Origin of the sequence: Chromobacterium amazonense, assembly GCF_001855565.1 — a bacterium.
Lineage (GTDB): Bacteria > Pseudomonadota > Gammaproteobacteria > Burkholderiales > Chromobacteriaceae > Chromobacterium > Chromobacterium amazonense.
In genome coordinates, this window is record NZ_MKCR01000031.1 from 309,720 (window position 1) to 335,455 (window position 25,736).

The following is a 25,736-nucleotide window of genomic DNA, read 5'->3' on the forward strand; positions in this document are numbered from 1 at the left end:
AGGCGGGGCTTCGATGGCGCGCGCTGGGGGCTGTGATGTAGGAATGTCGCCGATGACACGGATGAAATTTTAGCTAAATTTAACCGGCAATCGATTCTCGTCCACCAGATGAACTAAGGCGTCCACCACGAGCGGGTCGAACTGGCTACCAGCACGCCCCTTAATGTAATGCATGGTATCTTCCAGGCTCCATGGCATCTTATAGGGGCGCTTGCTCAGCAGCGCGTCGAACACGTCCACCACTTGCACAATGCGTGCTGACAGCGGGATAGACTGGCCTTTGAGCTGGAGTGGATAGCCTGTACCATCGAAATGCTCATGATGACCGCCGGCAATTTCTGAACCCAGCGACAGGTAGCTGATGCCCTCCACCAGCTTGGCCGACTTAGCCAGAATCTGCTCACCGATAGAGGCATGCAGCTCCATGATGGTCCGTTCGTCCGGATCCAGCTTACCGGGCTTGAGTAATATGTGATCCGGCGTGGCCACCTTGCCGATGTCGTGCAGGATGCTGGCCATGCCTATCCGGTCCATGAATTCGCGCGAAATAAGGTCTGGGTAGTGGTTGCGTATCCGCATTTCCTGCACGATAGCGTCAGTCAGCTTCTGTACCCTTAGGACATGCTCGCCAGTGTCGGTGTCGCGGAACTCTGCCAGATCGGCCAGCGCCACCACAGTGGCAGCTTGCGCGCTGCGCAGCTGCTGATAAAGGTAGAGATTGTCGTAGGCGGCGGAGATGCGTTGGCAGAATACGTCTAGCAGATCGCACTCCACTGCATCCAACGGTTGTTGCGGCATAAATTGCACCGCAAACTCGTGGTTGTTCCGAGCGGGGATATACAGCATGTCATAAGGGTGCTGGAAAGTCCGGATTTTCTCACGAAACACTTGTTCAAACAGCGCGGCCAGCTTGGGCTCTCCGGCCAAATTGCCGACTTCCGCCAGATGCTCGTAAGCGCCGGATGCGGCCAGGATTTCAGGCAATGACGAGCCCGGTTCTGACCCGTTGCGTATACATAAAATCCCATCCGGCGCGATATCCAGCAAGGCACTGACTTGGCGCAAGACGCCGGACGCGAATTCGCGCAAAGAATGGATTTCATATAGGTCTGACGCGCTCTCCAGAATCTTGGCCAGACCCTGGCGATTTTTTTCGAGCGAAACCAGGTTTTCATACGCGCGCAGGGAGGCAATCGTAGTGGTAAACAGCTTCTGCGTGGTGAGTTCGGTTTTGGTCTTGTAGTCATTGATATCGTAATGCAGGATGACGTCCTGTTCCGGCGCATGGCCAGGTTGTCCAGTGCGCAGCACGATGCGGGTGAGGGAGTTCGCCAGCTCTTCCCGGATGCGTCGGGCCAGCTGCAAGCCCGCATCATCGCTTTCCATGACCACATCCAGCATGATGAGCGCGATGTCATCATGCGCTTTCACGACTTCCAATCCTTCCTCTCCACTGAAGGCGCTGAGGAAGGTAATCGACTGCCCTTTGTAGCGCACGTCTCGCAAAGCCAGACAGGTGGCGGTGTGGACGTCTTTTTCGTCATCCACAATGAGCAGTTTCCAAGGCTTTTGTGTTTCAGCCAGGGTTTCGGGGTTTTCGTCCTGACTGTCATCGAGCAGCCAATCGTCTTCATCGGCCGGTGGGGGGCGTTCGCTCATATCATCTATCTCGTGGAAGCGCGTGAAATGCATGCAACTCCTTTAAGAGATAGTTGATTTTGAATACAAAACCACTCTTCAGACTTATCTCTCCGAAGTCCTCCTGGGAAATTGAGCCCTGTCAGATTTTCTGTGTGCCTGCGGCTATGCAATGATTCTGAAAGAAACTCCCCATGACCGTTGCGATCCCCCCAAGCAGACCAAGAGACCGAAGGCCCCAAACTCATTTCTGACGAACTGATCGACCATCCGTGCGGGCAAGACCCCTTGTGTGATCTGCCTCATGTATCAGACAGTAGCCGCCAGCGCATACTCCCCAAACTGGATCACCTCCTCGCCCAGCCAGTCGTTGACCTCCTGCAGCCGCATCATCAGCGGCTTGATCTCGTTTTCGTAGAACACGCCGGCCGCCTTGGGCGCGTCGCCAAAGCCGCCGACATTGCCTGGGATCACGCCCAGCAGCTGCGGCGGCACGCGGTGCGCGGCCAGCACGTCGTCGCGCGTCACGTTCTTGATGTTGAGGAATTCGTCCTTCGCCGTCACTTCGCTGATCGGGAGCAGCTGCAGCCCATCCTTCTTGCCGTTGGGCGCGTACATGAACAGGTTCTTGAAGTTGCCCGGCCCTTTGCTGTCCTTCAACGCCTTGCGCAGATTGTCGATGTCCTGCTCGTTATTGGCGGCGTCGGTCATGTAGAGGATGAAGCCGGCGTGTGAGCCGTTCAGATAATACTTGCGGCGAAACAGCGTGGCGGACTCATTGAGCCAGGCCGATTGCAGCGCGGCCAGGTATTCCGGCAGGCCGTACACTTCCTGATTGATATCGGCATCCATCAGGTGCAGCACCCGGCCGGCGAGCAACTGCTCCTGGTCGAAACCCGGCACCCACCAGAAGCCGGCCAGGTCTTTGGCCCGGCGCACGTACTTGGCGCGCGCCGGCTTCAGCTCCATCACCCCGCCCAGCCGGTTGCTGATGGCCTGCAGGTAGGCATTGCCGAACACCAGATAATCCATCAGCCAAGCCGAAAACGCCGACCGGCTCAGCAGCCGATGTGGCTTGTAGGTGCTGACCAGCACATTGCGCTTCACCGTCAAGGCGCTGGCGTGGTGGACGTTGGCGCGCAGGCTGCGCGCCAGGCCATCCCAGCTCACCGGCGGCTCATACCAGCGGCCATTGTCCACGCATTGCAGATAGTCCATCAGTTCGCGCCGGTCCAGCACCGGCACCGGCTCGCCAAAGGAAAACGCCAGCGGCGTGCTGGCGGGCGCCGGCGGCGTCGCTGGCTGATGGGTAAGGTTGCGGCTACGCGCTTTGGCCATTAGAAAATCTCCATGAAACTGGTATTGGTGGAAGTCGCGCCCTCTAGCGGCTCGTGCGCCAGGGCGTGCATGGTGGCCCACGCCAAATCGGCATGGCTGGTTTCTTCGGAGCGGCCGGCGGCGAAGGTAACGCCGCGCCCGCTGGGGGTAGAGGTTTTCTTGATCGACAGGAAGGCGGCGGCGATATCGTTGTGGCTGGCGTCAAACGCCAGCCGGCCGCTGTTGATCACGTCCAGCGCCTTCAGTACCAGCCGGGTTTTCACTTCCACGCTGTAGCTGATCGCCACCGCGTCCGGCCGGAACTGCTTCACCAGCTGATAGACGCCGGTGCCCAGGCCGGAGGTGTCGATGCCGATGTATTCCACGTTGTAGCGCTGGGTTTGCTGGCGGATGAAATCGGCCTGCTTGGCAAAGTCCATGCCCTTGAACTGCGCCCGCTCCAAGATGCGGAACTTGCCGCCCGGCACGGCCGGCGGCGCCAGCACCACCAGCGCCGCGCTGTCGCCGGTATGGCTGGGGTCATATCCCAGCCAGACGGGCCGATGGCCAAACGGCCGCGCGGCGAAGGGCTTGAAGTCGTCCCACTCGGCCCAGGCGTCCACCATCGCCCGCTGCAGCGCGGCAAACGAAAACACGCTGGCGCCGTCGTCGATGAACTGGCACATGAACAGCTGCAGGAACTCTTCCGGGCTGTACTCCAGCCGCAGCTGGTCGATGTCGAACAGATCGCAGCCACCGGCCAGGGCATCAATGATGGTGACGATCTGGCGCCAGCGGCCATCCGGCCCGCGCACGCCGCCGGCCAGCGCCTGGTGCGACACGTCTAGCTTGATGTGTTCCGCCTTGGGCCGGCCGCGGTTGAAATGCTCGCCGGTCCATACCTTGTACCCCTCATGGGACATGGCGGACGGCGTGGAGAAATACGTCTGGCGGTACATCTTCTGGCTGGCCATGCCGCTGGCCAGCTTGCGCAGCTCCAGAAAGCGCGGAATCCAGAAATACTCGTCCACATACAAGTCGCCATGGCGGCCCTGAGCGGTGCGGCTGTTCGTGCCCAGGAAGGACAGCTCCGCGCCATTGGGCAGCTTGATCACCTCCCCTTTCAGCTCCACCCCGGTGACGTCCTTCACGAAATCGCAGATGTAGGAACGGAACTGGAAAGCCTGGGCCTTGGAAGCGGACAGGAAAATCTGATTGCGCCCCGTCTCCAGCGCGGTAATCAGCGCCTCATGCGCGAAATAGTAGGTGGCGCCGATCTGGCGGCTTTTGAGGATGTCGCGGATGCGCTCTTGCTGCCCTGCCCTGTACCAGTGCTTTTGATACTCGAACATGCCGTCGAGGAAGGCCGCCACCAGCTGCGCCTTGTGCTCGTCGGTTATCGGGTTACGTTCCGGCTGGCGCTTAGGCTTGGCGTTGCGGTTGGCGAGATTCGGGTTCAGATCCGACTCTTTGCCGGTCTGGCTGTACTTGCCCACGCGCGCCAGGCGCTCCACCTGGCGACCCAGCAAGTCGATTTCCTTGAAGTCCTTCCCTTCCTTGTCCGGCTTCAGGATCAGCTGCTGCATCCGCGTTTCGATGGTGGACGCGATGCGGTCGGCCGGGTCGGAATCGTCCCAGGCGTCGCGCCGCTTCCAGCTATGCACCGTCGCCGGCTTCACGCCCACATGCTCGGCGATGCGCGCCACGCGCCAGCCCTGCCAATACAAGGCGCGGGCGAGGCGGCGCGGGTCTAGGTCCAGCTCGGCGATAAGGGTTTGAGTATCCATGCCGGCAGTCTGCCGGCTTGTCCGGCGCACTTCTCCGACTGCCGGTTGTGCCCGTTCGCCACACAACAGCCAGCGCTCGACCCCGCCCCGCGCGGCCCGGAATATGGGCGCATCGCCACGACAGACACCCGACCGAGGACCGCAAACCATGGCAAGCAAGGCAAAGAAATTCCGTGTCGCCACCGAAGGCGCCACCACCGACGGCCGCAACATCGAGCGCAGCTGGATTGAGCAAATGGCCGCCAACTACAACCCCAAAAAGTACGGCGCCCGCGTCAATCTGGAACACTTCAAGGGCTTGTTGCCCGATGGCCCGTTCAAGCGCTACGGCGATGTCACCGCCCTGAGCGCGGAGCAGGTAGAAGACGGCAAGCTGGCGCTGTTCGCCATCATCGACCCCACCGAAGATCTGGTCGCACTCTCCAAAGCGCGCCAGAAGATTTACACCTCCATCGAGGTGGACACCAATTTCACCGACAGCGGCGAAGCCTATCTGGTTGGCCTGGCCATCACCGACGACCCCGCCAGCCTGGGCTGCGAGATGCTGGAATTCAGCGCCAAGGCCAAGGCCAGTCCTCTGGCCGCCCGCAAGGACAAGCCGGACAACCTGTTCACCGCCGCCATCGAATGCAGTCTGGAATTTGAAGACGACAGCGCCGGCGTGCTGGCCGGCTTCAGCGACAAGATCAAGGGCGTGCTGGGCAAATTCTCCAAACGCCAGGACGCCGATACCGCCGAGCTGTCCGCCGCGGTTCAAACCATCGCCGAAAGCCAGGCCCAGGTGCTGGAGCAATTCAGCGGCGTGGCCCGCGCCGATGACGTGGCCCAGCTGCGCCAGGAATACGGCCAACTCAAAACCACCCATGACACACTGGTGGAAAAGCTGAGCAGCCAACCCACCACCCCGGCGCGCACCACCGCCACCGGCGGCAATGCCGAAATCGTCACCGACTGCTGATCCCCATTACCGGAGCCACACCGCATGAAAACCGAAACCCGCAACGTCTTTACCCAACTGCTGGACCAGATCGCCCGCTTGAATGGCGTCAGCGCCGCCGCCGTCGAAAAATCCTTCAGCGTGCAGCCGTCCATCCAGCAGAAGCTGGAAACCCGCATTCAGGAGTCGAGCGAATTCCTGTCGCGCATCAACGTCGTCGGCGTCGATGAACTGGAAGGCGAAAAGCTGGGCCTGGGCGTGTTCGGCACCATCGCCGGCCGCACCAAGGTGACGCCGACCAATCCGCGCCGCCCGCGCAATCTGGCCGATCTGAACAGCCACAAGTACCGCTGCGAGTTCACCGAATTCGACACCGCCATTCCCTATGTCCAGCTGGACACCTGGGCCAAGTTCCCGGACTTCCAGACCAAACTGCGCGACGTCATCGTCAAGCAGCAGGCGCTGGACCGCATGATGATCGGCTTCCACGGTGCCAGCGTGGCCGAGCAGACCGACCGAGTGAAATATCCGCTGCTGCAAGATGTCAACAAGGGCTGGCTGCAGCACTACCGCGAGAAAGCGCCGGAACGCGTGATGGCGGAAGTGAAGAAGGGATCGGGCAAGGTGCTGATCGGCCACGGCGGCGACTACGCCAACCTCGACGCGCTGGTGATGGACGCCGTGGCCGGCATGATCGACCCCACCCTGGCCGGCAACCCGGAGCTGGTGGTCATCCTGGGCCGCGACCTGCTACATGACAAGTACTTCCCCATCGTCAACCAGGACAACAAGCCCAGCGAGCAGCTGGCGGCCGATGTCGTCACCAGCCAGAAGCGCGTCGGCAACCTGCCAGCCGTCACCGTGCCCTTCTTCCCGGCCGGCGCGATGATGATCCCCCCGCTGTCCAACCTGTCCATCTACTACCAGAACGGCAGCCGCCGCCGCCATCTGCGCGAAGAGCCGGATTTCAACCAAGTGGCCAACTACGAAAGCAACAACGAAGCCTATGTGGTGGAGCGCTACGAGGCCGGTTGCCTTGTGGAAAACATCGAGCTGGTGAAAGCGCCATGAGCCACGCCCGCGCCCACTTCCAGCGGGCCAGCGCGGCCAGGGCTTCGGCCCTGGCCGTGGAAGATGGCCCGATCCACTGCACCGCCTACGAGCTGATGCTGGTCAAGCTGGCCGAAGACAAGCGCCGCTTGAAGCAAATCCAGTCCATGGAAGGCAAGGCGGCCGTCAAGCGCGAAGTGCTGCCCGACTACGCCCCCTGGGTGGAAGGCGCGCTGGAGGGCGGACGCGGCCAGCCCGACGACGTCCTGATGACGGTCATGACGTGGCGCATCGACGCCGGCGACTACAGCGGCGCGCTGGACATCGCCGAATACGCGCTGGCCCACGGCCTTCCGCTGCCGGACCAGTTCAGCCGCACCACGGCCACCGTCGTCGCCGAGGAAATCGCCGACGCCGCCAAGCGCGCCCGCGACGGCCAGCAGCCCTTCGACCTGCACACGCTGACCTACACCGCCGAGCTGACCGACCAGCACGATATGCCGGACCAAGTGCGCGCCAAGCTGCTCAAGGAAGCCGGGCTGATCCTGGCCGAGCAGGCGCCAGCCGCCGCACTGGAACATCTGCGCCGCGCCCAGCAGCTGGACAACCGGGTCGGCGTCAAAAAGGACATCGAGCGCATCGAGCGCGCCATCAAGAACAGCGCCCAGCCGCCCGCTGGCGGCCAGGCCTAACCGAGCGACCCCGCGCGACTGACGGCAGGGGGTGGACGCCAGGCGCACGCCAACGGCCGAAGCCCCCTCCACCGTCACCCATAAGGACAGCGCCATGCAGATCAACAGCATCAACACCGTCAACGCCACGCCCACCAGCACGCCCGCGCCGGCCGATGGCGCGGCCATCGCATCCAGCCGCTTCTGGCCGGATGTGGAGCCGGCCCACTTCCGCGTCACCATGCGTTACGACGGCACCGTCACCGCCGCCCGCCTGCGCGGCGCGCTGATCGAAGCCATCGCCGCCGTCAATGGCGAGCTGGCCGGCTGGCGCATGGTCAAGATTGCCGGCGGCGCGCTGCGCCTGGCCGACATCGAGGCCGAGCAGATCGACGGCGAATCGGTGCTGGTGCAGCGCTGGCGCCGCGCGGTCTACGCCACGGCGGCGGCGGACCTGGCCGAGCGCTACCGCTCGTTTGACGCCACCGGCGCGGCCCGCCAACGCGCGGAGGATTTGGACGACACCGCCGACCAGCTGCGCGCCGACGCCCGCGCCGCCCTGCGCGCCCTGATGGGCGTGGGCCGCTGCACGGTGGAGCTGATCTGATGCGCGCCATCCGCGCCATGCAGGGCGACAGCGTGGATGCCATCGCCTGGCGCGTCTACGGCAAGACCCGTGGCGTGGTGGAACGCCTGCTGCAAAACAACCCAGGGCTGGCCGAGCATGGCCCGGTCCTGCCCAGCGGCACGCTGGTTCAACTGCCGGACCTGCCGGCCGACCCGGCGCCCGCGCAAACCCTTATCAACCTATGGGACTAACACCATGGCAGAACCTGTAAGCAGTACCGCCACCACCGCCATGCTGGCCGCCGTCGCCGGCTTGGCCATGCTGCCCGGCATCGACGCCGCCGTGGTGCTGGGCGCCTTCGCCGGCGCGGCCGTGTTTGTGCTCAGTTCGGACAGCCTGAGCCTGGCCAAGAAAGCGGGATTTTTCATCGTCAGCTTTCTGGCCGGCCTGGTCGCCGCCGCCGGCGTGGCCAGCCTGCTGGCGCGCTGGCTGCCCATCGAGGCCAGCCCCGGCGTGGGCGCGCTGCTCGCCGCCGCCCTCGCCGTCAAGGTGCTGCTGTGGCTGATCCGGCTGGCCGATGATCCGGCCGCCGCCATGCGCGGACTGAAAGGGGGCGGCAAGTGAACCTCGCCCACATCTTTGTCGCCGCCCTCCTCGCCCTGGTGCTGCTGGCCTTCCAGCGCGGCAGCAGCCAGCACCGGCCATGGGCCAGTCTGCTCGCGTACCTGCTGATCGTCGCCGCCGGCGCGGTGGCTGTGCTGCGCCTGTTCGGCCGGCATGAGCTGGCGGAGCTGCCGCAGCTGTTCATCAACTTGGCGCTTTTGCTGGCGCTGATCGCCCAGCGCGGCAACGTGGTGGAGCTGTTCCGCAATAGCGGCCCGCGCCAGTCGCGGCTGGCCCTCCTGCTGAGGAAAGAGACATGGCTCTGATGAAGAAAGGCGCGCACGGCCTGGACGTGCAAGCGCTGCAGCAATGGCTCGCCGCCTTGGGCGCCAAGCTGGCCGTCGATGGCTGGTATGGCGACGCCACCGAAGCGGCCGTCGCGGATTTCCAGCGCCGCGCCGGCCTGGTGGTGGACGGCATCGCCGGCGGCAAAACCCTGGCCGCGCTGGCGGGCCAAGCCGGCCCCCGCCTGCTGAGCGAAGCCGACTTGCACGCCGCCGCTGAGCGCCTGAGCGTCGGCGTGTCCGTGGTCAAGGCCATCAATGCGGTGGAGTCGCGCGGCAGCGGTTTCCTGGCCGACGGCCGCCCCATCATCCTGCTGGAACGCCACGTCGCCTATCAGCGCGCCGGCAAACAGGCCGACCAGTTGGCTGCGCTATACCCGGCCCTCTGCCACCAGGCCCGCGGCGGCTACGCCGGCGGCGCGGCCGAGTGGGCGCGCTTCACCAGCTTGGCAATCATCGGCGGCGAACAGCTGGCTATCGAGTCTTGCAGCTGGGGCGCATTCCAGATCATGGGCTATCACTGGCAGCGGCTGGGCTATGCCAGCGCCGCCGACTGGCGCCTGGCGATGGAATCGGGCGAACCGGCCCAGCTCGATGCCTTCGTGCGCTTCATCCTGGCCGAGCCGGCTTTGCTCAAGGCGCTGCAAGCGAAGCGCTGGGCGGACGTGGCCCGGCTCTACAACGGCCCGGCCTACAAAGCAAACCTCTACGACGCCAAGCTGCAGGCCGCCTATGAGCGGGCCGAACGCATCAATCAAAGCGCGATTCAGAAAGGGAACGACTGATGGGCATTCCACAGTGGATCTATTTGGGCATGTCCTGCGTGTCGATTGGCATCGAGCTGCAGCGGCATGGGCAAGCCTGCCAGGGTCGCCACAACTTCTTCGGCGTGCTGTTAGGCCAAGGCATCGTGACGGGTCTGCTCTATTGGGGCGGATTTTTCACCGGAGGCTAAGACATGTTTCCAAGCCTGTTATCCCGTCTGCTCCTTGGCGCGGCCTGTGCCGCCGCCCTGCTGGCCGGCTACACCCTGTGGCAGCAAAGCGGCCAGCTCCAGCGCCAGGCGGCCAGCCTGTCCGCCGCGCAGCGCAACAGCGCCACGCTGGCCGAACGCAACCGCGCCCAGGCCGAGCAACTGGCCGCCCAGGGCGCCGCCATTCAGCAGCAGCAAGCCGCCAACCGCGAGCTGGCCAGCCAGCTGTCTGCCCTGTCCCGTCAACACGCCGCCGCCGCTGCGAAACTGGAGGCCGCCATCCATGCCACGCCTGCCGCTGCTGCCTGGGGTAGCGCTGTTATCCCTGATCCTGTTGCCCGCCTGCTCGACACCACCGGCCAGCCCGCCTTCGCGCCCACTGCTGATCCTGACCTGCCCGACGGTAACGGCCTGCGCCCTACCGGCGTTGGCGCCGATCACCAACGCCCAGCTGGCGGACAGCTGGCAGCAACACCGGGCGGCGCTTGAGCAATGCGCCGCACAGATCAACCACATCATCCAATGCCAATCACGCCATGACTGATTTCTACGACCGCGCCCAGGAACTGGAGCAACGCCAGCGCGAAGAAGCCCTCGCCCGCCAGTTCGCCCATCTCACCCACGGCGCCAGCCTGAGCCACTGCGAAGACTGCGCCGAGCCGATACCGGAAGCGCGCCAGCGCATCATTGCCGGCTGCACCCGCTGTGTGCAGTGCCAGGAAGATCATGAACAAGCCCGCTGACCTGCGCCGCGCAGTCGAGGCTGCCTTGCCGGCGCTGCGCGACAACCCCGACCGCCTGATCATGCTGGTGGAAGATGGCGGCATCGTCACGGCACCGGGCCGGCTGCATTTCGGCTACCGCTACACGCTGAAGCTGGTCATCACCGATTTCACCGGCCATCTGGACCAGCTCATCATCCCGCTGCGAGCCTGGATCGAGCAGAACGAGCCGCCGCTGGTGCAAAACCCGGAGCGGCTGGAGAAAGGTTTCCGCTTTGAAGTGGAATGGATCAGCGCCACGGCGGTGGATGTGCAGATCACCCTGCAGCTGTCCGAAGGCGTGCGCGTGGACGTGGGCCAGCACGGCAATGTTACGGCCACCCACTACGGCGAGCCGGCCGAACCCTTCGCCGGCGTCGAATACTGGACCATCACCGTGAAGGGCGAAACCGTCTATGACAATCGCCCGGCTTGAATCCGAGCTGTCCGGCCTGCTGCAAAAGGTGGCGCCGGCCGCTCGCCGCGCCCTGGCCCGCGACATCGGCCGCGCCCTGCGCCAAAGCCAGCAAAAGCGCATCGCCGCCCAACAGAACCCGGACGGCAGCGGTTATACCTCACGCCGGCCGCAATACCGCGAGCAAAAGGGGCGCATCCGCCGCCAGATGTTCGCCAAGCTGCGCACCGCGCGCTGGCTCAAGATCGAAGCCAATGCCGGCGGCGTGGAAGTCGGTTTCCTGCGCCAGGTGGAACGCATCGCCCGCGTCCACCAATACGGCCTGCGCGACCGCATCAGCCGTCACACCCAGCGTGAAGCGCAATACCCGGCGCGCGAGCTGCTGGGGTTGACCCAGCAAGATTTCGAGCTGATCCGCGGCAAAGTCCTGGACCAGCTCGCCAAATAGCACCGCCATACCCGTAACACCCGCAACAAAAGGAACTACATGTCCATTCAGCTGCACAACGCCGACTGCCTGCGTTTCCTCCCCACCCTGCCCGCCAACCACTTCGATCTGATCCTGACCGATCCGCCGTACTCCTCTGGCGGCCTGCACACCGCCACGCGCCAGCAGCCGCCCGCTACCAAATACCTTGGCAACGATGTTAAACGCCCGGTCCACCAGTTCGCCCACGACAACAAAGACCAGCGCAGCTGGTGCCGCTGGTGCGTGGAATGGCTGACCGAGTGCCACCGCGTGCTGAAAGACGGCCACCTGATCGCCATCTTCATCGACTGGCGGCAACTGCCCACCCTGACCGATGCCCTGCAGATGGCAGGCTTCCTGTGGCAAGGCGTGGCCGCCTGGGACAAGACCAACGGCGGCGCCAGGCCGCGCCAAGGCGGACTCAAACAGCAGGCGGAATTCATCGTGTGGGCCAGCAAGGGCAAACTACGCAAGGCCGATATCTACCTGCCCGGCGTGTTCCAAGGCCGCAAGCCGACCAATGCCTACCACATCACCGCCAAGCCGGTGGCCGTGATGGAAGAGCTATGCAAGCTGGCCGGCCCCAGCGGCCATGTGCTGGACCCGTTCGCCGGCGGTGGCGCCACCCTGGTGGCGGCGCGCAATCTTGGCCTGTCCGCCATAGGCTGCGAGCTGGAGCCGGAAATTTACCGCCAGGCGCGGCTGGCGTTGGAGGCTTCACAGCCTCTCGCCGCCTAGCGGTTGTGCTGTCGCGCCACACAACACCCACCGCGCGACACCCCGCGCCGGCCTGTGCAAACTGGTCGGCATGCAAAACTTCGCTGACCTCTCCCGCCGCATCGAGTCGCTGATCCGCCTCGGCACCATTGCCGAGGTGGATCACGCCGCGCGGCGCGTGCGCGTCCAGACCGGCGCGCTGACCAGCAACTGGCTGCCTTGGGGCGCGCACCGCGCCGGGCAAACCCGCGACTGGAACCCGCCCACGGCGGGCGAGCAAGTGCTGCTGCTCTGCCCCAGCGGCGACCCGGCCGGCGGCGTGGCGCTGTTGGCCATCTATTCCGACGCCTTCGACGCCCCCAGCAGCAGCTCGGACGAGCATCTAACCGTCTACCCGGACGGCGCCCGTATTCTTTACAACCACGCCACTGGCGCGCTGGCCGTCAGCGGCATTCAAACCGCCCTGGTGCAAGCGGCGCAGCGCGTCACCGTGGACTGCCCGGAATCGCTGTTTACTGGCAACGTCACCATCCAAGGCCGGCTGACCGTGCTGGGCGATGTGTTCGCCAAGGCGAAAGCCACCGTATCCGGCCTGTTCAGCTACCTGGCCGGGATGTCCGGTTCCGGCGGCGCAGGCGGAGCCACCACCATCAGCGGCAGCATCACCCATCGCGGCGGCGCGCTGTCGTCCAATGGCGTGGTGCTGGACAGCCACACCCACCCGGACGCCCACGGCGGCAACACGGAAGGGCCGAACCCATGAACGCCATCGGTCTGAATCCCGCCACCGGCCGCAGCTTGGGCGGCGACGATCATCTGCGCCGCAGCATTGCTTGCATCCTCACCACGCCGCGCGGCTCGCGCCTGGCGCGCCGGACCTTTGGCTCGTTGCTGCCGGAGCTGATCGACCAGCCGCTAAACGGTAAAACCCGCATGCAGGCCATGGCCGCCAGCGTGATGGCGCTGGCCGAATGGGAGCCGCGCATCGAGCTATCCCGCGTGCTGCTCAGCGTCGGCGCCGGCGACCAAGCCGGCCGCCTCACCATCGACATACAGGCCAAGCGCCGCGACAGCGGCCAGCCCTTGGCCTATTCCATCCCCGTGCGAGGCTGACCATGGCCATCGACCTCACCCGCCTGCCCGCGCCGGCCATCATCGAGCCGCTGGACTACGAAGCCCTGCTGGCCGAATACAAGGCCCAGTTGCTGCAGTTGGCGCCGGCCGAACTGCGCGACAGCCTGGCCGCGGCGCTGCAACTGGAAAGCGAGTCGCTGACCTTGCTGCTGGAGCTGGCCGCCTACCGCGACCTGCTGCAGCGCCAGCGCATCAACGAGGCGGCCAAAGCCTCGCTGTTGGCCTACGCCGAGAAGACCGATCTCGACAACCGCGCCGCCGACTACGGCGTGCAGCGCTTGCTGATCCAGCCGGCCAACCCGGACGCCACCCCGCCGACCGACGCCATATGGGAAAGTGACGAGCGCCTGCGCTACCGCGCGCAGATGGCGCTGGAAGGGCTGAGCGTAGCCGGCAGCCGCGGCGCGTATGAGTTCCATGCGCTGCGCGCCAGCGGCGACATTGCCGGCGCTTTCATCGACAGCCCGACCTTCCGCGCCGTTGCCGTGCCACCGGCCATCGCCGGCCAGCTGCCCGCCGGCGCTATTGTGCTGGCCTGCGATTACGCCGCTGGCCTGGACAGCCCATTGCCCGGCGATGTGTCCATCGCGGTGCTGCCGCGCCAGGGCTTAGACGGCGCGGACTTGCCGGCGAGAGTGGAGCTGCTGCTGCGCGACGACGATGTCCGGCCCATCACCGACCGGCCGCGCGCGCTGCTGGGCCAAGCCATTCCATTTGAAGTCGACGCCACCATCGAGATGGAGCAAGGACCAGATTTGGACGTGGTGCTGAAGGCCGCGCGCGAAGCGTTAGCGAACATGCTGGCTCATACACGCCAGTTACACGGCGAGGTGGCGCGATCCGCTATTTTCGGCGCGCTGCACGTCCATGGCGTGCGCCGCGTCGAACTGCGCGCACCCGCCGATGACATTCGCTGCGACGGCCGCCACTACCCGGACTGCCGCAAGGTGCGGCTGGTGAGGGCCGACGCATGAGCCGCCATCTATTGCCGCCGAACCGCACGCCGCTGGAGTCCGCGCTGGCGGACGCCTGCGCGATCGATCTCGACGTTTCGCCGCTGCGCGGCCTGGCCGACTCGGCACGGTGCCCAGCGGCGCTGCTGCCCTGGCTGGCCTGGTCGATGTCGGTGGATAGCTGGGATGAGGCGCTGACGGAGCGGCAACAGCGTGCGCTGATCCGCGAATCCATCCCGATTCACAAGCGCAAGGGCACAGCCGGCGCGGTGCGCCGCGCCATGACGGCGCTGGGCCTCAGCATCGAATACCGCGAGTGGCGCGAGATCCCTGGCGCGGCGCCCTACACCTTCCAGCTGACAGCCTGGGCCAACGACAACCACAGCCCGGACGGGCCGCTGCTGGACGCCGACCTTTACCGCCGCCTGCGCCGGGTAGTGGACGAAGCCAAGAACGAGCGTAGCCATTACGAACTGCGCGTAGGCGCGCAGTTTGACCAGCTGCAGCGCCTGGCCAGCGTGGCGCGCATCAGCGCCGTGCAGCGCGACGCCGCGCAATGCCTGCCGCCGCCAGCGCATCCCATCACCCATCTCATGCAGGCCGCTAGCGCCGCCCAGGCGCGCGGTGTGCTGCGCTTTTCCATGGAGGGATAAACCGTGAGTACCCCATTAATCCCGCAGCTACTGGACAGCGGCCTGGCCGCCATCCAATTAGCCAGCGGCGACGGCGTCAAACTGCGCATCACCCACATCGCGCTGGGCGATGCTGGCTACACACCCACCGCCGGACAAACCAGCTTGCAGCATGAAATCGTCCGCTATCCCATCGCCGATGGCAAAAGCGTCGGCCCGCGCCAGCTGCATCTGACGGCGCTGGCTGATGACAGCGCCGAGTTCTGGGTACGCGAGGTCGGTTTCGTGCTGGAAAACGGCTCATTCCTAGCGGTGTGGAGCTCCCCCAGCCGCGCATTGGCCTACAAGCAGGCGGGACTTGAGCTGCTGCTGGCCTACGACCTGACCCTGGCCGGGGTGCCGCCGGATAGCGTCGTCGTCCAATCCACCGGCGCCGGCCTGAGCCTGCATCTAGCCGAGGAGCTGGCCAGCCTGGCCGCTTCGGCCGTCGCAGGCATGCAGGTGGATCTGCAGCAGGATGCGCAGTTAGCCCATTACGGGCAAGAGCTGTCCGTGGTGCGGACACACCTAGAGGAATTAAACCAACGCGCTATGCGCAGCGAGATTGATCACGGCAGTCGGCTTGCCCGTGCCGAAGAGGCACAGCGCCAGCATGGCAACCAGTTGTTGGCGCTGGCCGAATCGGATCGCCAAACCTCACAACGGCTCGATGCGCTGGCTAGCCAGCAGACATCCGAACACGCCAACCTGCTCGCCCTGCACGCCGCCAATTCGGCCGCCATCGTTGACCTGCAAAACCATTATTTGAAAGGAGTTACCGCATGAGCCTGGAATCGAGCATTGCCGACCTGGTGCGCGCCTCTACAGATCTGACTGCCACCGTGCGCGGCAAGACGGGTGAAATCGACGCCAAGGTGGCGGCGAAGATTAGCGAGATGGAGGCTTGGCGGAGCAGTGCTGCGCGATGAATTCGCCAGCATCCTAGTTCATGAAATTCGGGTGGAGGGCAAGGCGGATCATTGGTATCCCGTGGTATTTGACCTGCCAGCAAGGCGCGTCGGCGATATCCAGATTGCTCGTTTTGTTCATCAGGATGAGGACAAGTATGGAAGGTTTAATGGGCATGTACTTCTGCACCTACGGGCGATGTCCGGAGAGTGGGGCGGCACACCCGCTTTCCTTTATCCAGTTTCATATGGTTACGGCCAAGGATTATTTGACACCACACCCCCCATCGCCAATTTCGCGTTGACTGCCTACGGCATGAAGGCTGTGGTGTGGTTGTTAGGGAAGGTCTGAACAACCTGCCACGCAAACAGAAATGCAATTTCTCGCGGGGGCTTCGGTTGCATTAGACCTACCAATTCTAGATCGCGCGCCATGAGGATGACCGGATGCTTCCGGCCATCCGCCCTTTCAACTCGCCGCCAGCAAGGCCTTTCGCGCCAGCCAGATGTTGGCCAGCCCAAACAGCGTCATCAGTTGCGCGGTATTCTTCTTCAAGCCGCGGTAGCGTGTTTTCAGGTAGCCAAACTGCTGCTTGATGACCCGAAACGGATGCTCCACTTTGGCCCGAATCTTGGCTTTGACCATTTCGCCCAGCTGGATCTGCCGGTCGTCGGCTGAATCGGTCAGCGCTTTGCGCTGGCCGGGCCTCATCGCAATCCACCAACGCACCGCTCGCGATTGGTGTTCGGCTCGCTTGTGCACGCCAGCAAAGCCGGCGTCGCCAAACACATCGATTTCCTCGCCGTGCAACAACTGATCGACCATCGTGACATCCGCCACATTGGCGGGGGTGCCGGCCACGTGATGCACCAAGCCGGACTGGGCGTCGACGCCGATATGGGCCTTCATGCCGAAGTACCACTGATTGCCCTTCTTGGTTTGATGCATGTCCGGATCGCGCTCGCCCTGAGCGTTTTTGGTGGAGCTGGGCGCGTGGATCAGGGTGGCATCGACGATGGTGCCTTGCTTCAACATCAGCCCTTTGTCGCAGAGATGCTGGTGGATGGCGGTAAACAGAGCGTGGGTCAGCTGGTGCTTTTCCAGCAGATGGCGGAAGTTCAGCAGGGTGGTTTCGTCCGGGACGGCGTCCAGGGAGAGGCCGGCGAACTGGCGCATGGAGGCGATCTCGTACAGGCTTTCTTCCATGGCGGGATCGGACAGGCTGTACCAGTGCTGCAGGCAGTAGACGCGCAGCATGGCGGACAACGGGTAGGGGCGGCGACCGTTGCCAGGCTTGGGATACACTGGATCGATGACGGCTTCGAGCTGCGCCCAAGGCATGACCTGATCCATCTCTGTCAGAAAGATTTCGCGGCGGGTGCGCTTCTTCTTAGCGGCGAGTTCGAGATCGGTGAAGGTCATCTGCTGTCGCATGCTGGCGTCCTGGATCTGACTGAGGGGGAGTCAGTTTACGGGAAGATTGGAGACTTGTTCAGACCTTCCTTAGGAAGTCGTAGCTACAACGTCACCTCATCGTGCCCGGTCAAGATCAATGTATTCAACGCCGAATCGGGAAACTTGGTTTTCAGCGATGGTCGGCCCGAGTTCGAAATCCGGCTCGATGCAATGACTGCTGTATCGAGTGGCATGATTCCTAATGGCTTTCTGAGAGGGGTGTGATATGGAACAGCAAATCACTGAACAATTGGTTGCGGGTTTTCGTGAGGCCCAGCTACGGGAGTTGCGCCAACGGCGTGACGTGCTGTTGCGTGCCTGCGACTGGACGCAAATGGCGGATGTTGTGCTGACAGAAGAACAAAAAGCAGCGTGGCAAACTTATCGCAAGGCGCTACGAGATTTGCCGGAAACGACGGTGAACTTGGATAAGGTGGCGTGGCCCACTGCACCGACCCCATCGCGTTAAGCACCTACTTCAAAAAGCCCCGCACCCGCGGCAATGCCGTTCACTTAAGGATTTTCGGGCGACTTTTCTGGCCTTGAGAGCACAGGAATCCACAAAAAAAGCACCGTTTCCCATGCATGGAGACGGTGCTTTTCTCTTAAGTGAACGGCATTACCGCACCCGCGGGGCTTGTTCATTGCCGGCTGGCCGCTATCAAGCGGCCTGTTGTTCGATCTGCTCCGCCTCATATTTCAGCGCCGCGGCGGCGCTGACGGCGAAGAAGTGGATCGACGGGTCTTCATGATGGCTGGCGAAGGTCTCGCCCAAGTGCGCCAGGCAAACGCAGAGGTTTTCCAGCGTCTCGCGCGGGTCATGTCCGATCAGGGGATTCAAGGTGTTGGCAATAGAACGATTGTGCATTTCTAACCTCATTTATTATTGAATCAGGCAATTAAATGCCAAGTCGTTATTTTTACGAAATCGTTACAGGTTTGATATTGGCGTTTAAGCCAATGCGCTGCATAACCTCCGGCAAAAAAATGTGCGCCACCAGCACGCGCGCATCCCGCCGTTTGCCCGCCTCAGATTTAAACCCAAGTTTTCTAAAGGAATTTTCCACATGCGCGCGGATGGTGCGCTCGGTAATGCCCAGCGCCTGCGCCGCCTCACGGTAGCTGCGCCCGGCGGCGATAAGTAAAACTACGGACACCTCGGCATCGCTTAACTGTCCCAATTGCCGGGCCTGCACCTGCTGCCGCAATGCGGCGTCCGCCAGCACCTGCCGCAAGTCCTCTGCCAGCCGGGTCCGCAGATGCGCCGGCGCATCCTCTTTCGCTATTTCCGCGATGACATCCAACAACGTGAGCATATCCCGCGCGTCCGCCCTGTCCAGAAAACGCTGGATCAGGTCGGAGACGGGAAAGGGCATGTTCTTACGTAGAAATACGGTCAAATTCTATGCTAGGTTGTGGCGCGGCCTGATACAACAAGCACCGCTCGCGCCGGAATATCACGCGGGGCAACATGCTCAGAACCTCACCCGGAGACTGAGACATGCCCCAGGACTACCACCACGGCGTCCGCGTGCTGGAAATCAACACCGGCACGCGCCCCATTCGCACCATTTCCACCGCCGTCATCGGCATGGTCTGCACCGCGGACGATGCCGACCCTGCCGCCTTCCCGCTCGATGCCCCGGTTTTGTTGACCGACGTGCAAGCCGCCATCGGCAAGGCCGGGGTCAAAGGCACCCTGGCCGCCAGCCTGCAAGCCATCGCCGACAACGCCAGCCCGCTGGTGGTGGTGGTGCGCGTCAAAACCGGCAAGGACGCGGCGGAACAAAACAGCCTGATCATCGGCACGACGACAGCCAGCGGCCAAAACACTGGCCTCAAGGCGCTGCTCAGCGCCCAGCAGCGCGTCGGCGTGCGCCCGCGCATCCTGGGCGTGCCGGCGCTGGATACCCTGCCGGTGGCCACCGAGCTGGCCGCCCTCGCCGCCAAGCTGCGCGCCTTCGGCTACGTCAGCGCCAACGGCTGCAAGACCAAGGAAGACGCCGCCGCATACCGGCAAAACATTGGCCAGCGCGAGCTGATGGTCATCTGGCCGGACTTCACCGCCTGGGACGGCGCGGCCAACAAGGACATGCCCGCCCCTGCCGTCGCCCGCGCCCTGGGCCTGCGCGCCATGCTGGACGAAACCCAGGGCTGGCATAAGACGCTGTCCAATGTGGTGGTGCAAGGCGTCACCGGCATCAGCCAGGATGTTTACTGGGACTTGCAGAACCCGGCCACCGACGCCGGCTTCCTCAACGAAAAATCCATCACCACCCTGATCCGCCGCGACGGCTTCCGCTTTTGGGGCAGCCGGACGTGCAGCGACGATCCGCTGTTCGCGTTCGAGTCCTACACCCGCACCGCCCAGGTGCTGGCCGACACCCTGGCGGAAGCGCATATGTGGGCCATGGATAAGCCGCTCACGCCCACGCTAGTGAAAGACATCGTGGACGGCGTCAACGCCAAGGGCCGCGAGCTGGTGACCAATGGCTACTTGCTGGGCTTTACCTGCTGGTACGACGCCACCGTCAACGACAAGGACACGCTCAAGACCGGCAAGCTGGCCATCGACTACGACTACACCCCCATCCCGCCGCTGGAAAACCTGATGCTGCGCCAACGCATCACCGACCGCTACCTGATCGACTTCGCGTCCAAGGTCAACGGCTAACAGGAGACAACCATGGCCGCACTGCCGCGCACCCTGCGCAAATTCAACCTGTTCAACGACGGCATGTCCTTCATTGCCGAATGCCTGTCGGTCAAGCTGCCGGCGCTCAAGATGAAAACCGAGGACTACACCGGCGCCGGCATGATCGGCCCAGTGGCGCTGCTCAAGGGCGTGGAAAAGCTGGAGATGGAACACACCTACAACGGCCCCATTCCGGAAATCATCGCCACCTTCGGCGCGGAAAAACACGACGCCGCCAAGCTGCGCTGGATGGGCAGCTATTCAAACGAAGCCACCGGCGAAAGCCACGCCGTGGAAATCGTCGCCGCCGGCCGCCATAACGAGCTGGACTCCGGCGACGCCAAGGCCGGCGAGAACGGCGAATTCAAAGTTAAGACCGACCTGACCTACCTGAAATGGATCATGGACGGCAAAGAGCTGATCGAAATCGACATCGTAAACGACGTGTTCAAAGTGGCCGGCCAAGACCGCATGGCCCAGCACCGCGCCAATGTCGGCCTGTAACCCCCATTTCTAGGAACCCCAAGCCATGAATGAAAACACCATCCAGCTGGACGCCCCCATCCAACGCGGCGAAACCAAGATCGAAGCCATCGAACTGCGCCGCCCCGGCGCTGGCGAGCTGCGCGGCCTCAAGCTGGCCGACGTGCTGCAGCTGGACGTAGACGCCGCCATCAAGCTGCTGCCGCGCCTGTCCATGCCGGCGCTGACGGAGGAAGAAGCCAAGCGCCTGGACCCGGCCGACCTGCTGCAATGCGCCACCGTGGTGGTCGGTTTTTTGTTGAAGAAATCGGAGCAGCCCGCCAGCCTCTCCCCGGCAGCGTAGACGACGCCATCGCCGATATCGCCACCATATTTCATTGGCCGCCCTCGGCCTATAGCGCCATGCCGCTGGCCGAGCTGGCCAGCTGGCGCGAGGCGGCCCGCCTAAGATCAGGAGCCGCCGACGATGAATAGCCAGCTGAAAATCGAAGTGCTGCTGGCGGCCGTGGACAAACTGACCCGGCCGCTCAAGCAGGCCATGGCCGGCAACCAAGCGCTGGCGCGCGCGGTGAAGGAAAGCCGGGACCAGCTCAAAGGCCTGGAAAAAACCCAGAAGCAGCTGGACGGCTTCAACCGCCTGCGCCAAGAGTCCCAAACCAGCACTGCTGCCCTGCATGCCTCGCGCCAGGCGCTGGACCAGCACCGCCGCGCTCAAGGGTTGGCCAAGTCCGAATTGAGCCTGATCGCTACCAAGCTCAAGACCGCCGAGAAGCGCTACCACGACCTCAACGAATCCCTGGTCAAATACCCCAAGCTATCCGCCAACTACGCCGGCGCCATCGCCAAGCAGCGCTATGAGCTGGAACAGCTGCAGCTTGAGCACGCCCGGCAAAAGAACGTCATCCGCAAATCTCAAGAGGCCATCAAGACCGAAGAGCAAGCGCTGCGCGCCAACACCGCCCGCCGCAAAGAACTAGCCGCCGCCTTGGCAGACTCCCGCCAGCAGCTGGGCCAAGCCGGCATGCATACGTCCAAGCTGGCCCAGCATCAAGCCCAACTCAAAGCGGCCACCGCTGCCGCTGCCGCTGCCGCCGCGCTGGATAAGCAAAGCGCCGCGCTGGAGCGCGCCAACAAACGCCAGCAAGCGTTCATCGCCGCCCGCGCGCGCTACGACAAAACCCTGGCCGCGCGCGACAAGATCGCCAGTACAGGCGCAAAGGCTGTTGCCGGTGGCGCGGCCATCGGCGCCACCATGGCCATGCCGGTGATGGCCTACGCCCAGGCCGAAGACGCCGCCACCCAGCTGAAAGGCGCGATGATGCGTGCCGGCGGCGTCATCCCGCCGGAGTTCGAGCAGATCAACCGCCTGGCGGAAAAGCTGGGCGACCGCCTGCCCGGCACCACCGCCGATTTCCAGAACATGATGACCATGCTGCAGCGCCAGGGCATGAGCGCGCAGTCTGTGCTGGGCGGCCTGGGCGAAGCCGCGGCTTACCTGGGCGTGCAGCTCAAGATGACGCCGGAGGCCGCGGCGGAATTCACCGCCAAGCTGCAAGACGCCACCCGCACCAGCGAAAAAGACATGATGGGCCTGGTGGACATGATCCAGCGCGGCTTTTACGCCGGCGTAGACCCGGACAACATGCTGGAAGCCTACAAGGGCTTGGGCGCGGCCATGGACATGATGCGCGTCAAAGGGCTGGAAGGCGCCAAAGCCTTCGCCCCCTTCGTGGTGATGATGGATCAGGCCGGCATGCGCGGCGAGTCAGCCGGCAACGCCATTCGCAAAGTCATTGCGGCCAGCCTGAACGTGGACAAGATCAAGAAGGTGCAGCAGAACCTGCGCAAGCAAAAAGGCATTGCGCTGGATCTGGACTTCACCAACGGCAAGGGCGAGTTTGGCGGCCTGGACAAGCTCATGTCCCAGTTGACCAAGCTGCAAAAACTGGACACGGTAAATCGCCTGGCCGTGTTGAAAGACATCTTTGGCGACGACAAAGAAACCAACGAAGTCCTATCCAAGATCATCGAAAAGGGCAAGGAAGGTTACGACGATGTTGTGCAGAACCTAGCAGCCCAAGCCAGCCTGCAGCAGCGCGTCAACCAGCAGCTTGGCACCCTGAAAAACCTATGGGACGCCGCATCCGGCACCTTCACCAATGCCATGGTGCGCTTTGGCGAAGCCATTAGCCCGGAGCTGAAGGCGGCCTCTGAATGGATTGGCAAGCTGTCGGAAAGGCTGGGCGAGTGGGCCAAGGCCAACCCGGAGCTGGCCAACGCCATCATGAAAACCCTGGCCATCGTCGGCCTGCTGCTGGCCGGCTTGGGCGGGTTGGCGCTGGCAGCTGCCGCCATCATCGGGCCGTTCGCCATGTTGGGCCTGGTCATGTCCAAGGCATCCATCGTCATCGGCTCGCTGGGCGGCATCTTCGGCCTGCTTCGCGGCGCGTTATCCCTGCTGGGTGGCGCGCTGGGCATGGCCGCCAAGGCCATGATGTTCCTCGGCCGCGTGTTCCTGATGAATCCCATTGGGCTGGTGGTCACCGCCATTGCAGCGGCAGCCTATTTCATTTGGCGCAATTGGGATTGGATCGGCCCCAAGTTCGCCGCGCTGTGGAATGGCATCAAGGATGTGTTCTCTACCGTCTGCGGCTGGATCACTGGCTACCTGATGAACTGGACGCCGGTTGGCTTCATCGTTCGGCATTGGGAAGACCTGTGCAAGATCACCGCCGCGCTGTGGGACCGCTTCAAGGGCATCGTCTTTGCTGCTGGCGGCGCGCTGGTGGCGTACTTCCTCAACTGGACGCCACCGGGCTTGATCATCAAGCATTGGGACAGCATCCAGGCAGGCGCGCGGGCGGCTTGGGACTGGATCAGCGCCAAGGTGACTGGCGCTGGGCAAATCATCGCCGATTACTTCATGGGCTGGACGCTGTACGGCGTCATCGTCCGCCATTGGGATCAGATCACCGGCTTCCTGGGCAGCCTGGGCGCGCGGCTGGCCGACCTGGGCCGTATGGCCATGGATGGGCTGATCGGCGGCATCATGAGCAAGCTGGAAGCCTTGCGCAACGCCATCAGCGGCGTGGGCGATGGCGTCATCAACTGGCTCAAGATCAAGCTGGACATCCATAGCCCGTCCCGCGTCATGGCCCAGCTGGGCGGCTTCACCATGGCCGGTCTGGAACAAGGCATAGACAAGGGCCAGGCCGGGCCGCTGGCCAGCATGCGCGAAGCTGCCAAAAAGCTCACCGCCGCCGGCGCCGGCATCGCCATCGCCACCGCACCCGCCATGGCCGGCCAACTGGACCACCGCCCGCCGCTGCGCGCCAGCACGCCGGCCGCGCCCGCCCTGCAGCCGATTTTCCATATCAACATCCACGCCGCGCCGGGCATGAACGAGCAACAGCTCGCCGCCCTGGTGCAGCGCCAAGTGACGCAGGCGCTGGCCCAGGCCGCCAGCCAGCAAGCCGCCGCGCGCCGTTCCCGCTTTGGAGACTTCGACTAATGCTAGGCATGCCGATGATGGCCCTGGGCCTGTTCGTGTTCACGCTGGACACCCTGCCCTATCAGGATTTCAAACAGCAATACGGCTGGCGCTGGCCTAGCAATAGCCGCGTTGGGCTGCGTCCCGCGTATCAGTTCCTGGGGCCGGACGAAGAGTGCATCACCCTGTCAGGCCGGCTGATGCCGGAGCTAACCGGCGGCGAAACCGCCCTCAGCCTGCTGCGCCTGATGGCGGACCAAGGCCGCGCCTGGCCACTGATCGAAGGCACCGGCACGCTATACGGCTATTTTGTGGTGGAGAAGATGGACATCAGCCGGCAGGAGTTTTTCAGCGACGGCGCGGCCAGGTGCATAGACTTCACCCTGTCGCTCAAGCGCGTGGACGATCAGCTGCTAGACCTGCTCGGCACCGTCACCCACGCCATGCTGGAGCTGATCCAATGAGCGCCGCCGGGCAGCTGTTCGAGCAAAATGCCAGCCAGCTGGATGGCCTGGCCAAGCAGGCTGGCCAGACACTGGACAATCTGGCCGCCCAGGCATCGGACGCGCTGCGCCAGCGCCAGCCGCGCCGGCCCGTCTGCCGCATCCTGCTAGGCGGCAAGGACATCACCCGCAACATCACGCCGCGGCTGATCAGCCTAACACTCACCGACAACAGGGGATTTGAGGCGGACCAGCTGGACATTGTGCTGGACGACAGCGACGGCAAGCTGGACATCCCGGAACGCGGCGTCACCGTCAAACTAGCGCTGGGTTGGGCAGATGGCCCGCTGGTGGACAAGGGCAGCTACATCGTGGACGAGGTGGAACACACCGGCACGCCGGACACTCTCACCATCCGCGCCCGCGCTACCGACCTGCGCGCCGGCATCGCCACAAAACGGGAAAAGAGCTGGCACCAAACCACCCTGGGCGCCATCGTGCAGGCCATCGCCAAAGCCAACGGCCTGACGCCGGCTATCCCAGCCTGGCTGGCCAAGCAAAAGATCGAACACATCGACCAAACCAGCGAGAGCGACGCCAACCTGCTTAGCCGCCTGGCCGAGCAGTACGACGCCATCGCCACCGTCAAGCAAGGCCGGCTGATCTTCTGCAAGGCGGGCGACGCCGAAACCGTCACCGGCCAGCCCTTCCCTGTCTGCCTGATCCGGCGCAGCAGCGGCGACAACCACCGCTTCAACGTGGCCGACCGTAACGCCTACACCGCCGTCAAAGCCTACTGGCATGACGTGCGCGGCGCCAAGAAAGGCGAAGTCATCGTCAACCAAGACACCAAGTTTGAACGCCGCGCCACCGTCACCAAGCTAGGCCGCAAGAGCAAGCGAACCAAGCTCACCGCCATCCAGCAAAAGGGCATCGAACCCAGCAGCGAAAACATCAAAGTCCTGCGCCACGTCTACGTCAGCGAGGCCACCGCGCTGCAAGGCGCAAAAGCCGCCTGGCAAAAGCTGCAGCGCGGCGTGGCGGAATTCTCCATCACCCTGGCCGAAGGCCGGCCGGAGCTGTTCCCGGAACTGCCCGCCCAGGTGCAAGGCTTCAAGCCCGTCATCGACGCCACCAGCTGGGTGCTGAAGAAAGTCACCCACCAGCTGGGCGACGGCGGCTACACCACGGCGCTGGAGCTGGAGGCGAGGCTGGAGGATGTGGCGGGGTAAGTGCGGAGCGCCTGATTGGGC

36 protein-coding genes are annotated in these 25,736 nt (G+C 63.8%); 29 read left to right on the top strand and 7 right to left on the bottom strand.

Going from position 1 to position 25,736, the window contains the following annotated elements:
- Positions 1 to 69: 69 nt before the first annotated feature.
- The 3 genes from BI343_RS15075 to BI343_RS15085 all read right to left on the bottom strand — a co-directional run bounded on the left by BI343_RS15075 (position 70) and on the right by BI343_RS15085 (position 4,742).
- Positions 70 to 1,692, bottom strand: coding sequence for a DUF3369 domain-containing protein (locus BI343_RS15075; RefSeq protein ID WP_244886670.1), 1,623 nt, complete (start codon positions 1,690 to 1,692; stop codon positions 70 to 72).
- 255 nt (positions 1,693 to 1,947) lie between these two features.
- Positions 1,948 to 2,976: a phage portal protein gene (locus BI343_RS15080; protein WP_071110290.1), complete on the bottom strand. Its 1,029-nt coding sequence runs from the start codon at positions 2,974 to 2,976 to the stop codon at positions 1,948 to 1,950.
- Positions 2,976 to 4,742, bottom strand: coding sequence for a terminase ATPase subunit family protein (locus tag BI343_RS15085; RefSeq protein ID WP_071110291.1), 1,767 nt, complete (start codon positions 4,740 to 4,742; stop codon positions 2,976 to 2,978). The genes BI343_RS15080 and BI343_RS15085 overlap by 1 nt, the downstream gene beginning before the upstream one ends.
- Positions 4,743 to 4,890: 148 nt before the next feature.
- Between BI343_RS15085 and BI343_RS15090 the strand changes: the two genes are divergently transcribed.
- The 9 genes from BI343_RS15090 to BI343_RS20060 all read left to right on the top strand — a co-directional run bounded on the left by BI343_RS15090 (position 4,891) and on the right by BI343_RS20060 (position 9,870).
- A complete protein-coding gene (locus BI343_RS15090) occupies positions 4,891 to 5,700 on the top strand; it encodes a GPO family capsid scaffolding protein (protein ID WP_071110292.1) in 810 nt (269 codons plus the stop codon).
- 24 nt (positions 5,701 to 5,724) lie between these two features.
- On the top strand, positions 5,725 to 6,750 hold the full coding sequence (locus BI343_RS15095; protein WP_071110293.1) for a phage major capsid protein, P2 family: 1,026 nt from the start codon (positions 5,725 to 5,727) through the stop codon (positions 6,748 to 6,750).
- Entirely contained in the window at positions 6,747 to 7,421 is a 675-nt protein-coding gene (locus tag BI343_RS15100) for a phage terminase small subunit (protein ID WP_071110294.1), read from the top strand. The genes BI343_RS15095 and BI343_RS15100 overlap by 4 nt, the downstream gene beginning before the upstream one ends.
- Positions 7,422 to 7,515: 94 nt before the next feature.
- Positions 7,516 to 8,007 carry a head completion/stabilization protein gene (locus BI343_RS15105; RefSeq protein ID WP_083340995.1) on the top strand — a complete coding sequence of 164 codons (492 nt, stop codon included), beginning with the start codon at positions 7,516 to 7,518 and terminating at the stop codon, positions 8,005 to 8,007.
- Positions 8,007 to 8,219 carry a tail protein X gene (locus BI343_RS15110; protein ID WP_071110295.1) on the top strand — a complete coding sequence of 71 codons (213 nt, stop codon included), beginning with the start codon at positions 8,007 to 8,009 and terminating at the stop codon, positions 8,217 to 8,219. The genes BI343_RS15105 and BI343_RS15110 overlap by 1 nt, the downstream gene beginning before the upstream one ends.
- 4 nt (positions 8,220 to 8,223) lie before the next feature.
- A complete protein-coding gene (locus BI343_RS15115) occupies positions 8,224 to 8,592 on the top strand; it encodes a putative holin (RefSeq protein WP_071110296.1) in 369 nt (122 codons plus the stop codon).
- Positions 8,589 to 8,897, top strand: coding sequence for a phage holin family protein (locus tag BI343_RS15120; RefSeq protein WP_071110297.1), 309 nt, complete (start codon positions 8,589 to 8,591; stop codon positions 8,895 to 8,897). The genes BI343_RS15115 and BI343_RS15120 overlap by 4 nt, the downstream gene beginning before the upstream one ends.
- Complete coding sequence (locus BI343_RS15125; protein WP_071110298.1) at positions 8,888 to 9,700, top strand: N-acetylmuramidase domain-containing protein; 813 nt, start codon at positions 8,888 to 8,890, stop codon at positions 9,698 to 9,700. Before BI343_RS15120 ends, BI343_RS15125 begins: the two co-directional genes overlap by 10 nt.
- Positions 9,700 to 9,870 carry a hypothetical protein gene (locus tag BI343_RS20060; RefSeq protein WP_169829021.1) on the top strand — a complete coding sequence of 57 codons (171 nt, stop codon included), beginning with the start codon at positions 9,700 to 9,702 and terminating at the stop codon, positions 9,868 to 9,870. The genes BI343_RS15125 and BI343_RS20060 overlap by 1 nt, the downstream gene beginning before the upstream one ends.
- An 18-nt stretch (positions 9,871 to 9,888) precedes the next feature.
- Here the strand turns inward: BI343_RS20060 and BI343_RS20760 are convergent, their stop codons facing one another.
- Positions 9,889 to 10,173, bottom strand: a complete 285-nt coding sequence (locus BI343_RS20760) for a hypothetical protein (protein ID WP_422614117.1) — start codon at positions 10,171 to 10,173, stop codon at positions 9,889 to 9,891.
- Here BI343_RS20760 and lysC point away from each other — a divergent pair.
- The 12 genes from lysC to BI343_RS19795 all read left to right on the top strand — a co-directional run bounded on the left by lysC (position 10,172) and on the right by BI343_RS19795 (position 16,268).
- Entirely contained in the window at positions 10,172 to 10,432 is a 261-nt protein-coding gene (gene lysC, locus BI343_RS20765; protein ID WP_422614118.1) for an Rz1-like lysis system protein LysC, read from the top strand. The genes BI343_RS20760 and lysC overlap by 2 nt on opposite strands.
- Positions 10,425 to 10,631, top strand: coding sequence for a TraR/DksA family transcriptional regulator (locus BI343_RS15135; protein WP_071110300.1), 207 nt, complete (start codon positions 10,425 to 10,427; stop codon positions 10,629 to 10,631). Before lysC ends, BI343_RS15135 begins: the two co-directional genes overlap by 8 nt.
- Positions 10,615 to 11,085, top strand: coding sequence for a phage tail protein (locus BI343_RS15140; RefSeq protein ID WP_071110301.1), 471 nt, complete (start codon positions 10,615 to 10,617; stop codon positions 11,083 to 11,085). The genes BI343_RS15135 and BI343_RS15140 overlap by 17 nt, the downstream gene beginning before the upstream one ends.
- A complete protein-coding gene (locus BI343_RS15145) occupies positions 11,066 to 11,512 on the top strand; it encodes a phage virion morphogenesis protein (RefSeq protein WP_071110302.1) in 447 nt (148 codons plus the stop codon). The genes BI343_RS15140 and BI343_RS15145 overlap by 20 nt, the downstream gene beginning before the upstream one ends.
- Before the next feature lie 39 nt (positions 11,513 to 11,551).
- A complete protein-coding gene (locus BI343_RS15150; protein ID WP_071110303.1) occupies positions 11,552 to 12,271 on the top strand; it encodes a DNA-methyltransferase in 720 nt (239 codons plus the stop codon).
- A gap of 70 nt (positions 12,272 to 12,341) precedes the next feature.
- Entirely contained in the window at positions 12,342 to 13,013 is a 672-nt protein-coding gene (locus tag BI343_RS15155) for a phage baseplate assembly protein V (protein ID WP_071110304.1), read from the top strand.
- A complete protein-coding gene (locus BI343_RS15160; RefSeq protein WP_071110305.1) occupies positions 13,010 to 13,363 on the top strand; it encodes a GPW/gp25 family protein in 354 nt (117 codons plus the stop codon). The genes BI343_RS15155 and BI343_RS15160 overlap by 4 nt, the downstream gene beginning before the upstream one ends.
- A gap of 2 nt (positions 13,364 to 13,365) precedes the next feature.
- Positions 13,366 to 14,358, top strand: coding sequence for a baseplate assembly protein (locus tag BI343_RS15165; RefSeq protein WP_071110306.1), 993 nt, complete (start codon positions 13,366 to 13,368; stop codon positions 14,356 to 14,358).
- Complete coding sequence (locus BI343_RS15170) at positions 14,355 to 14,990, top strand: phage tail protein I (protein ID WP_071110307.1); 636 nt, start codon at positions 14,355 to 14,357, stop codon at positions 14,988 to 14,990. Before BI343_RS15165 ends, BI343_RS15170 begins: the two co-directional genes overlap by 4 nt.
- A gap of 3 nt (positions 14,991 to 14,993) precedes the next feature.
- Positions 14,994 to 15,794: a phage tail-collar fiber domain-containing protein gene (locus tag BI343_RS15175; protein ID WP_071110308.1), complete on the top strand. Its 801-nt coding sequence runs from the start codon at positions 14,994 to 14,996 to the stop codon at positions 15,792 to 15,794.
- Entirely contained in the window at positions 15,791 to 15,937 is a 147-nt protein-coding gene (locus tag BI343_RS20065) for a hypothetical protein (protein ID WP_169829015.1), read from the top strand. The genes BI343_RS15175 and BI343_RS20065 overlap by 4 nt, the downstream gene beginning before the upstream one ends.
- Positions 15,924 to 16,268 carry a hypothetical protein gene (locus BI343_RS19795; RefSeq protein WP_139165757.1) on the top strand — a complete coding sequence of 115 codons (345 nt, stop codon included), beginning with the start codon at positions 15,924 to 15,926 and terminating at the stop codon, positions 16,266 to 16,268. Before BI343_RS20065 ends, BI343_RS19795 begins: the two co-directional genes overlap by 14 nt.
- A 117-nt stretch (positions 16,269 to 16,385) precedes the next feature.
- Here BI343_RS19795 and BI343_RS15180 read toward each other — a convergent pair whose 3' ends face one another.
- Positions 16,386 to 17,351, bottom strand: coding sequence for an IS5 family transposase (locus BI343_RS15180; protein ID WP_083340712.1), 966 nt, complete (start codon positions 17,349 to 17,351; stop codon positions 16,386 to 16,388).
- Between the two features lie 247 nt (positions 17,352 to 17,598).
- Between BI343_RS15180 and BI343_RS15185 the strand changes: the two genes are divergently transcribed.
- Complete coding sequence (locus BI343_RS15185) at positions 17,599 to 17,841, top strand: tail fiber assembly protein (protein WP_083340996.1); 243 nt, start codon at positions 17,599 to 17,601, stop codon at positions 17,839 to 17,841.
- Between the two features lie 192 nt (positions 17,842 to 18,033).
- On the opposite strand, the gene BI343_RS15190 is transcribed toward BI343_RS15185, so the two are convergent.
- Entirely contained in the window at positions 18,034 to 18,240 is a 207-nt protein-coding gene (locus tag BI343_RS15190; protein WP_071110309.1) for a hypothetical protein, read from the bottom strand.
- Between the two features lie 52 nt (positions 18,241 to 18,292).
- A complete protein-coding gene (locus BI343_RS15195) occupies positions 18,293 to 18,772 on the bottom strand; it encodes a LuxR family transcriptional regulator (protein WP_139165758.1) in 480 nt (159 codons plus the stop codon).
- A 101-nt stretch (positions 18,773 to 18,873) separates the two neighbouring features.
- On the opposite strand from BI343_RS15195, the gene BI343_RS15200 reads away from it, so the two are divergent.
- Genes BI343_RS15200 through BI343_RS15225 form a run of 7 tightly spaced genes read left to right on the top strand, consistent with a single transcriptional unit; the run spans position 18,874 to position 25,715 of the window.
- Positions 18,874 to 20,046: a phage tail sheath protein gene (locus BI343_RS15200; RefSeq protein WP_071110311.1), complete on the top strand. Its 1,173-nt coding sequence runs from the start codon at positions 18,874 to 18,876 to the stop codon at positions 20,044 to 20,046.
- Positions 20,047 to 20,058: 12 nt separating this feature from the next.
- Complete coding sequence (locus BI343_RS15205; protein WP_071110312.1) at positions 20,059 to 20,571, top strand: phage major tail tube protein; 513 nt, start codon at positions 20,059 to 20,061, stop codon at positions 20,569 to 20,571.
- Between the two features lie 25 nt (positions 20,572 to 20,596).
- Positions 20,597 to 20,893 carry a phage tail assembly protein gene (locus BI343_RS15210; RefSeq protein WP_071110313.1) on the top strand — a complete coding sequence of 99 codons (297 nt, stop codon included), beginning with the start codon at positions 20,597 to 20,599 and terminating at the stop codon, positions 20,891 to 20,893.
- Complete coding sequence (locus BI343_RS20770; RefSeq protein WP_081571663.1) at positions 20,821 to 21,024, top strand: GpE family phage tail protein; 204 nt, start codon at positions 20,821 to 20,823, stop codon at positions 21,022 to 21,024. Before BI343_RS15210 ends, BI343_RS20770 begins: the two co-directional genes overlap by 73 nt.
- The gene (locus tag BI343_RS15215; RefSeq protein ID WP_071110314.1) at positions 21,017 to 24,061 is read left to right on the top strand and encodes a phage tail tape measure protein; all 3,045 of its coding nucleotides are present in this window, start codon (positions 21,017 to 21,019) and stop codon (positions 24,059 to 24,061) included. The genes BI343_RS20770 and BI343_RS15215 overlap by 8 nt, the downstream gene beginning before the upstream one ends.
- A complete protein-coding gene (locus BI343_RS15220; RefSeq protein WP_043627261.1) occupies positions 24,061 to 24,504 on the top strand; it encodes a phage tail protein in 444 nt (147 codons plus the stop codon). The genes BI343_RS15215 and BI343_RS15220 overlap by 1 nt, the downstream gene beginning before the upstream one ends.
- Entirely contained in the window at positions 24,501 to 25,715 is a 1,215-nt protein-coding gene (locus BI343_RS15225; RefSeq protein ID WP_083340997.1) for a phage late control D family protein, read from the top strand. Before BI343_RS15220 ends, BI343_RS15225 begins: the two co-directional genes overlap by 4 nt.
- Positions 25,716 to 25,736: the final 21 nt, after the last annotated feature.

Coding starts and splice junctions, on each gene's coding strand:
- BI343_RS15075 (WP_244886670.1), bottom strand. CDS start 1,692: ATGCATTTCACGCGCTTCCACGAGATAGATGATATGAGCGAACGCCCC.
- BI343_RS15080 (WP_071110290.1), bottom strand. CDS start 2,976: ATGGCCAAAGCGCGTAGCCGCAACCTTACCCATCAGCCAGCGACGCCG.
- BI343_RS15085 (WP_071110291.1), bottom strand. CDS start 4,742: ATGGATACTCAAACCCTTATCGCCGAGCTGGACCTAGACCCGCGCCGC.
- BI343_RS15090 (WP_071110292.1), top strand. CDS start 4,891: ATGGCAAGCAAGGCAAAGAAATTCCGTGTCGCCACCGAAGGCGCCACC.
- BI343_RS15095 (WP_071110293.1), top strand. CDS start 5,725: ATGAAAACCGAAACCCGCAACGTCTTTACCCAACTGCTGGACCAGATC.
- BI343_RS15100 (WP_071110294.1), top strand. CDS start 6,747: ATGAGCCACGCCCGCGCCCACTTCCAGCGGGCCAGCGCGGCCAGGGCT.
- BI343_RS15105 (WP_083340995.1), top strand. CDS start 7,516: ATGCAGATCAACAGCATCAACACCGTCAACGCCACGCCCACCAGCACG.
- BI343_RS15110 (WP_071110295.1), top strand. CDS start 8,007: ATGCGCGCCATCCGCGCCATGCAGGGCGACAGCGTGGATGCCATCGCC.
- BI343_RS15115 (WP_071110296.1), top strand. CDS start 8,224: ATGGCAGAACCTGTAAGCAGTACCGCCACCACCGCCATGCTGGCCGCC.
- BI343_RS15125 (WP_071110298.1), top strand. CDS start 8,888: ATGGCTCTGATGAAGAAAGGCGCGCACGGCCTGGACGTGCAAGCGCTG.
- BI343_RS20060 (WP_169829021.1), top strand. CDS start 9,700: ATGGGCATTCCACAGTGGATCTATTTGGGCATGTCCTGCGTGTCGATT.
- lysC (WP_422614118.1), top strand. CDS start 10,172: ATGCCACGCCTGCCGCTGCTGCCTGGGGTAGCGCTGTTATCCCTGATC.
- BI343_RS20760 (WP_422614117.1), bottom strand. CDS start 10,173: ATGGATGGCGGCCTCCAGTTTCGCAGCGGCGGCGGCGTGTTGACGGGA.
- BI343_RS15135 (WP_071110300.1), top strand. CDS start 10,425: ATGACTGATTTCTACGACCGCGCCCAGGAACTGGAGCAACGCCAGCGC.
- BI343_RS15140 (WP_071110301.1), top strand. CDS start 10,615: ATGAACAAGCCCGCTGACCTGCGCCGCGCAGTCGAGGCTGCCTTGCCG.
- BI343_RS15145 (WP_071110302.1), top strand. CDS start 11,066: ATGACAATCGCCCGGCTTGAATCCGAGCTGTCCGGCCTGCTGCAAAAG.
- BI343_RS15150 (WP_071110303.1), top strand. CDS start 11,552: ATGTCCATTCAGCTGCACAACGCCGACTGCCTGCGTTTCCTCCCCACC.
- BI343_RS15155 (WP_071110304.1), top strand. CDS start 12,342: ATGCAAAACTTCGCTGACCTCTCCCGCCGCATCGAGTCGCTGATCCGC.
- BI343_RS15160 (WP_071110305.1), top strand. CDS start 13,010: ATGAACGCCATCGGTCTGAATCCCGCCACCGGCCGCAGCTTGGGCGGC.
- BI343_RS15165 (WP_071110306.1), top strand. CDS start 13,366: ATGGCCATCGACCTCACCCGCCTGCCCGCGCCGGCCATCATCGAGCCG.
- BI343_RS15170 (WP_071110307.1), top strand. CDS start 14,355: ATGAGCCGCCATCTATTGCCGCCGAACCGCACGCCGCTGGAGTCCGCG.
- BI343_RS20065 (WP_169829015.1), top strand. CDS start 15,791: ATGAGCCTGGAATCGAGCATTGCCGACCTGGTGCGCGCCTCTACAGAT.
- BI343_RS15180 (WP_083340712.1), bottom strand. CDS start 17,351: ATGCGACAGCAGATGACCTTCACCGATCTCGAACTCGCCGCTAAGAAG.
- BI343_RS15185 (WP_083340996.1), top strand. CDS start 17,599: ATGGAACAGCAAATCACTGAACAATTGGTTGCGGGTTTTCGTGAGGCC.
- BI343_RS15190 (WP_071110309.1), bottom strand. CDS start 18,240: ATGCACAATCGTTCTATTGCCAACACCTTGAATCCCCTGATCGGACAT.
- BI343_RS15200 (WP_071110311.1), top strand. CDS start 18,874: ATGCCCCAGGACTACCACCACGGCGTCCGCGTGCTGGAAATCAACACC.
- BI343_RS15205 (WP_071110312.1), top strand. CDS start 20,059: ATGGCCGCACTGCCGCGCACCCTGCGCAAATTCAACCTGTTCAACGAC.
- BI343_RS15210 (WP_071110313.1), top strand. CDS start 20,597: ATGAATGAAAACACCATCCAGCTGGACGCCCCCATCCAACGCGGCGAA.
- BI343_RS20770 (WP_081571663.1), top strand. CDS start 20,821: ATGCGCCACCGTGGTGGTCGGTTTTTTGTTGAAGAAATCGGAGCAGCC.
- BI343_RS15215 (WP_071110314.1), top strand. CDS start 21,017: ATGAATAGCCAGCTGAAAATCGAAGTGCTGCTGGCGGCCGTGGACAAA.
- BI343_RS15220 (WP_043627261.1), top strand. CDS start 24,061: ATGCTAGGCATGCCGATGATGGCCCTGGGCCTGTTCGTGTTCACGCTG.
- BI343_RS15225 (WP_083340997.1), top strand. CDS start 24,501: ATGAGCGCCGCCGGGCAGCTGTTCGAGCAAAATGCCAGCCAGCTGGAT.